The 5,993-nt window shown below is 70.2% G+C and carries 7 protein-coding genes; 2 read left to right on the top strand and 5 right to left on the bottom strand.

All coding sequences use genetic code 11. The annotated features are described in order from the left end of the window. Window positions 1-491: 491 nt before the first annotated feature. The 5 genes from ligA to R6V09_RS43585 all read right to left on the bottom strand — a co-directional run bounded on the left by ligA (window position 492) and on the right by R6V09_RS43585 (window position 5,412). Window positions 492-2,684 carry an NAD-dependent DNA ligase LigA gene (gene ligA, locus R6V09_RS43605; protein WP_317887027.1) on the bottom strand — a complete coding sequence of 731 codons (2,193 nt, stop codon included), beginning with the start codon at window positions 2,682-2,684 and terminating at the stop codon, window positions 492-494. Window positions 2,685-2,699: 15 nt separating this feature from the next. Further along, entirely contained in the window at window positions 2,700-3,707 is a 1,008-nt protein-coding gene (locus R6V09_RS43600) for a methionine synthase (RefSeq protein ID WP_317887026.1), read from the bottom strand. A gap of 61 nt (window positions 3,708-3,768) precedes the next feature. Beyond that, entirely contained in the window at window positions 3,769-4,170 is a 402-nt protein-coding gene (locus tag R6V09_RS43595; RefSeq protein WP_317887025.1) for a hypothetical protein, read from the bottom strand. Beyond that, window positions 4,167-4,865: an SDR family oxidoreductase gene (locus R6V09_RS43590; protein ID WP_317887024.1), complete on the bottom strand. Its 699-nt coding sequence runs from the start codon at window positions 4,863-4,865 to the stop codon at window positions 4,167-4,169. The genes R6V09_RS43595 and R6V09_RS43590 overlap by 4 nt, the downstream gene beginning before the upstream one ends. Window positions 4,866-4,872: 7 nt before the next feature. After that, window positions 4,873-5,412, bottom strand: a complete 540-nt coding sequence (locus R6V09_RS43585) for a TIGR00730 family Rossman fold protein (RefSeq protein WP_317887023.1) — start codon at window positions 5,410-5,412, stop codon at window positions 4,873-4,875. Between the two features lie 51 nt (window positions 5,413-5,463). Between R6V09_RS43585 and R6V09_RS43580 the strand changes: the two genes are divergently transcribed. Next, window positions 5,464-5,787 (top strand): DUF427 domain-containing protein, encoded by a 324-nt coding sequence (locus R6V09_RS43580; RefSeq protein ID WP_317887022.1) that lies wholly within the window; start codon window positions 5,464-5,466, stop codon window positions 5,785-5,787. Between the two features lie 36 nt (window positions 5,788-5,823). Next, on the top strand, window positions 5,824-5,993 hold a 170-nt coding region (locus R6V09_RS43575), incomplete at its 3' end, for an alpha/beta fold hydrolase (protein ID WP_442810257.1).

The following is a 5,993-nucleotide window of genomic DNA, read 5'->3' as shown; positions in this document are numbered from 1 at the left end:
CAGGTCAGGTGCCGTCCGGATTCGCCGCCGGCCAGGCCGGAGGTGTGGTGGGCGGAGAGCGGTGCGTCGTGGCGCGCGTCCGGTGTGGAGTACTGTCCGGTGGCGCGCGGCTGGGCGCTGCCCGGCCGCTCCACGGGTCGCGCTCCCCAACGACTCCCCCGCCAGGCGCCGGTGAGCCGGCGCAGGAGTGAGTCCGGGGGGGCGCTCTCGGTCGGTTCCATTCCCGTCCCTCTCACAGCCGGCGGTGCCCACGCCACGCGGTCCGATGCCCGACTTCCATCAACGGCACCGCGTTTGGAAAACCCTTCCCCCGGCTCTCCAAGAGCAGGGGGTTGCCCCAACCGCAGCTGGGCACGGCAGGTGCACACCTCAACAGTAGGCCGCAGAAGGCTTCCACGGGCAGCGGTCGTAGACGGTTGCCCGAATGCGACCCGGCCACCCGTATGCATCTGGTATGCGCCGATCGGGTGGCCTTCAACCGCTGCTCCTCGCTACTCCTCGATCGGAAGAGCGACTTCGGCGGCTGCCTCGGGGCCCTGTTCCAGCAGGACGGTGAAGCCCTCCTCGTTCAGAACCGGCACCTTGACCTGCATCGCCTTGTCGTACTTCGAACCAGGATTGTCACCTACGACAACGAAAGACGTCTTCTTCGAAACAGAACCGGTCACTTTCGCTCCCCGGCTCTGCAGGGCGTCCTTGGCCCCGTCCCGTGTGAAGTGTTCGAGTGTGCCGGTCACGACGACGGTCAGCCCTTCGAGCGGACGTGGGCCCTCGTCCTCGCCGGAACCCTCGTCCTCCATCCGGACCCCGGCGGCCCGCCACTTGCGGAGGATCTCCTGGTGCCAGTCCTCGGCGAACCACTCCTTGAGGGAGGCGGCGATGATCTCGCCGACACCGTCGGTGTCCGCCAGCTCCTTCTCGGTGGCCTGCTCGATCCGCTCGATCGAGCGGAACTCGCGGGCCAGCGCCTCGGCCGCGACCGGGCCGACATGACGGATCGACAGGCCGGTGAGGATGCGGGCGAGCGGGCGGTCCTTGGCGGCGGCGATGGTCTCCAGCATCGCGAGCGCGTTCTTCTTCGGCTCGCCCTGCTGGTTGGCGAAGACCGTGGCGATCTTCTCCTCGCCGGTCTTCGGGTCCCGCTTCGGCAGCCCGCTGTTCTGGTCGAGGACGTACGCCTTGATGGGCAGCAGCTGCTCGATGGTGAGGTCGAACAGGTCGCCCTCGTCGCGCAGCGGCGGCTCCGCGGGCTCCAGCGGCTTGGCGAGGGCGGCGGCCGAGACATAGCCGAAGTGGTCGATGTCGAGCGCCTTGCGGCCCGCGAGGTAGAAGAGGCGCTCCCTCAACTGGGCAGTACAAGCACGGGCGTTCGGGCAGCGGAGGTCGATGTCGCCCTCCTTCATCGGCCGCAGCGGCGTCCCGCACTCGGGGCACTCCGCCGGCATCACGAACTCCCGCTCGCTGCCGTCGCGCAGGTCGGCGACCGGGCCGAGGATCTCCGGGATGACGTCACCGGCCTTTCGCAGCACCACCGTGTCGCCGATGAGGACGCCCTTGGCCTTGACGACCTCCTGGTTGTGCAGCGTCGCGAACTCGACCTCCGAGCCCGCCACTGTGACCGGCTCGACCTGGGCGTACGGCGTGACCCGGCCCGTACGGCCCACGCCCACACGGATGTTGACGAGTTTGGTGTTGACCTCCTCGGGCGCGTACTTCCATGCGATCGCCCAGCGCGGGGCGCGGGAGGTGGAGCCGAGCCGCCCCTGGAGGGGGATCTCGTCCAGCTTGACGACCACGCCGTCGATCTCGTGTTCCACGGAGTGGCGGTTCTCGCCGAAGTACCGGATGAACTCCCGTACGCCGTCGAGGTCGTCGACCACCTTGTTGTGCGGAGAGGTGGGCAGGCCCCAGGTCTTCAGCAGGGCGTACGCCTCGGAGAGGCGGGTGAGGGGGTCGAAGCCCTCCAGGGCGCCGATGCCGTGCACGACCATGTGCAGGGGGCGGGTGGCGGTGACGCGCGGGTCCTTCTGGCGGAGTGAACCGGCCGCCGCGTTACGGGGGTTGGCGAAGGGCTTGTCGCCGGCCTCGACCAGGCGGGCGTTGAGCTCCTCGAACTTCTCCATCGGGAAGTAGACCTCGCCGCGGATCTCCACGAGGTCGGGCACGCGGTCGCCGGTCAGCCGGTCCGGGATCTCCGCGATCGTACGGACGTTGGGCGTGATGTCCTCGCCCGTACGGCCGTCGCCGCGGGTCGCCGCGCGCGTGAGGCGGCCCTGCTCATACGTCAGGTTGACGGCGAGGCCGTCGACCTTCAGCTCGCACAGGAAGTGGTAGTCGGAGGTGCCGACGTCCTTGTGGACGCGCTCGGCCCAGGCCGCCAGCTCCAGGTCCTCGAAGGCGTTGTCCAGGGAGAGCATGCGCGAGCGGTGGACGACGGAGGTGAACTCCGTCTCGTACGCCCCCGCGACCTTCTGCGTCGGGGAGTCGGGCGTGCGCAGCTCGGGATACTCCTCCTCCAACGCCTCCAGGGCGCGCAGGAGTTTGTCGAAGTCCGCGTCGCTGACGACCGGGGCGTCGTTCACGTAGTACCGGAAGCGGTGCTCCTCGATCTGCTCAGCGAGCTGCGCGTGCTTCTCCCGTGCCTCTGCGGGCACCGCCGTCTCCGCTTGCCTGTCGCCGGCCACCGTATTGTCCTTCCGTCACTCAGGGTTGTCCGCGAGGGATCTCGCCGCCCGGACGCAGTGGGCGAGAGCATGGCGCGCGTACTCGGGAGAAGCCCCCGCGAGTCCGCATGCCGGGGTGATGGTGACCGCCTCCGCGAGGAGTCCCGGTCGCAGCCCCAGCCTGCGCCACAGCGTCCTGACACCCATGACGCTACCGGCAGGGTCTGACAATGCGGAGTCCGTGCCCGGCACGACACCGGCGAACAGTCGGGTGCCGGCCTCCACCGCCTCACCGATCACGTCGTCGTCACGCTCGGTGAGGAGCGAGAAGTCGAAGGAGACCCCGGCCGCACCCGCCCGGCGCAGCAGGGCGAAGGGGACGTCCGGTGCGCAGGAGTGGACGACGACCGGACCGGCCTCGTGCACCTCGACGACCTCGCGGAGCGTGCTCTCGACGAGTTGACGGTCGGCCGCGCGGTAGGTGCGGTAGCCGCTGGCGGATCTGACGTGTCCGCGCAGTACGGCGATGAGGGACGGCTCGTCGAGCTGCAGCACGATCTGGGCGCCGGGGACGCGGCGTTGGACGTCGGCGAGGTGGTTGCGCAGGCCCTCGGCGAGCGAGCCGGCGAGGTCGCGGCAGGCGCCGGGGTCGGAGAGCACTGACTCGCCGTTCCTCAACTCCAGGCCGGCGGCGAGCGTCCAGGGCCCCACGGCCTGCACCTTGAGGGGGCCCTCGTACCCCTGTGTGAACTCCTCGAAGGCGTCGAGGTCCTCGCCCAGCCACGCCCACGCCCGCTTGGTGTCCCGCCCCGGCCGGTCCCCGATCCGCCAACCGCTGGGCTCCACGCGCGCGTACACCTCGACGAGCAGCCCGGCGGTCCGCCCGATCATGTCCGCGCCGGGCCCCCGGGCGGGCAGCTCGGGCAGGAACGGGAAGTCCTCGAAGGCCCCGGTCGCGGTCTTCGCGGCCTCACGGGCGTCGTTGCCGGGGAGGGATCCGATGCCGGTGGCGGCGCCGAAGCTGAACTGGCTGTTGTTGCTCACCCCCGAAGACTACGGAACCCTCCGGGGGAGGCGACGCCCCCTGGGGCTGCCGACCTGGGCTTCAACGCATCCGGATCCCGAGCCGCTCCAAGAACGCGATCAGCCGCTCCGGATCCGCGACCTTCATGTTGTTCCGGAATCGGCGGCGCTCCCAGGAGACGTCCGTCAGACCGTGCACGCTGCCGCTCCCGATGAACTCGCCCTCGGCGTCGAGCAGGGCGATGGTCACACCGCCGTAGCAGCGGCAGATGCCGTCCGCGAACTCGCCGGTCGTGGTGAGAGTGCGCAGCTCCGCGAGGTCCTCGGCGTCGAACACCTCACCGACGAGCCCGCGTTCGGCGAGCGGTCCGCCGTCGTCGCCGCCTTCGAGGACCACCGCGGCCTCCGTGCGCCCCCACACCTCGTCGAGCCAGTCCCGGACCACCGCACCGCTCGCACCGCGTGTTCGCTCCGGCCCGGTCACCTCCCCGGCCGCACCGTCAGGTCATTGACCTCCGCGTCCGCCGGGAGGTCGATCGCCATGAGGATCGTCGTCGCGACCGACTCGGGGTCGATCCACTGGGCGGGGTCGTACTCCTTGCCCTCCTGCTGGTGGACCTTGGCCTGCATGGGGCTGGCGGTGCGGCCGGGGTAGACCGAGGTGACGCGGACGCCGTTGGAGTGTTCCTCGTGGCGCAGGGAGTCCGCCAGGGCCTTCAGGCCGTGCTTGGAGGCGGCGTACGCGGACCAGTCGGCGCTCGCCCGCAGGCCCGCGCCGGAGTTCACAAAGAGCACATGGCCGCCGGACACCCGGAGTTGGGGCAGGAGATGCCGGGTCAGTTCGGCGGGGGCGACGAGGTTGACGTTGAGCTGGTGGTGCCAGGTCTTCGGGGTCAGCACCCCGACCGGGCCCAGGTCGACCACCCCGGCGATGTGCAGGAGCGTGTCCACCCGGTCGGGCAGGCTCTGGTGGGAGAACGCCCAGCTGAGCCGGTCCGGGGCGGCGAGGTCGCCCACCAGGGTGCTCGCTCCGGGGTAGCGCGCCGCCAGTTCCTTCGCGCGGCCCGCGTCGCGCGCGTGCAGCACGAGGTCGTCCCCGCGCGCGTGCAGACGGCGGGCGACGGCCGCGCCGATGCCGGAACCGGCCCCGGTGATCACATGTGTAGCCATGCCGGCCATGCTCGCATCACTGCGTACCGAGCGACTCTTCCAGGTACGCCAGCGCCCCCACCGGCTCCTCCGCGAAGAACACCAGGTCGGTGAGCGGGAGGGGCAGGAACCCCTCGTCCTCCATACGCCGGAACTGGGTCTTCAGGCCGTCGTAGAAGCCCGCCGTGTTGAGCAGCACCACCGGCTTGTCGGTGTGGCCGTGCTTCTTCAGCTCCAGGATCTCCGTCGCCTCGTCCAGCGTCCCGGTGCCGCCCACCATGATCACCACGGCGTCGGCCTTCTCCAGGAGCAGCTTCTTGCGTTCGGCGAGGTCACCCGCGATCACCATCTCGTCGGCGCCCGCACGCGCCGAAGCCTCCAGGAAGGTCACTGAGACGCCCACCAGCCGTCCGCCGGCGGCCTGTACGCCGTCCGCGACCACCTTCATCAGCCCGACGTCCGAACCGCCCCACACGAGCGTGTGCCCGCCCTTGCCGAGGAGTTCCGCGAACTCCCGCGCGGGGCGCGTGTAGCGCTCGTCCAGGTCGGCGGCGGAGAGAAAGACACAGATCTTCATATCCGTCACCGTACGCGGGAAGAACCAGGGGCCCGCGAGTGCTTTTCCGGTATGGCTGACGGACACACGATCACGATCGAGCAGGGCGACCGGCGCGTACGCGTCGTCCACGGCGACCAGGTGCTGGCGGAGAGCGACCGGCCCCTCGTCCTGAAGGAGACCGGCTGTCCCGTGCGCTACTACCTCCCTCCGGAGGACGTACGCCTGGACCTCCTGACCCCCTCCGAGACCCACACCCACTGCCCCTTCAAGGGCGACGCGTCCTACTGGTCCCTGCCGGACGCGGCGGACCTGGTGTGGGCGTACCCCGACCCCAAGCCGGACGTGGCACAGATCAAGGACCACCTTTGCTTCTACGAAGTAGAAGTGTTGTGACCGATTAGTCCGCCGCTCTGCGGCAGTCTCCAGGGCATGGACAAGAAGACTGTTTCGCGCGACGGCACCGCCATCGCGTACGAACGCATCGGTGCGGGTCCGCCCGTCGTCCTGGTCGGTGGCGCGATGACGACGGGCGACGGCCTGCTGCCGCTCGCCGCGCAGCTCGCGCACCGGTTCGGGGCAGTCCCGTACGACCGCCGGGG

It is taken from the genome of Streptomyces sp. W16 (genome assembly GCF_033194735.1).
Taxonomy (GTDB): domain Bacteria; phylum Actinomycetota; class Actinomycetes; order Streptomycetales; family Streptomycetaceae; genus Streptomyces.
The sequence above is the reverse complement of the archived record's forward strand: the minus strand, read 5'-3'. Positions and strand labels throughout refer to the sequence as shown.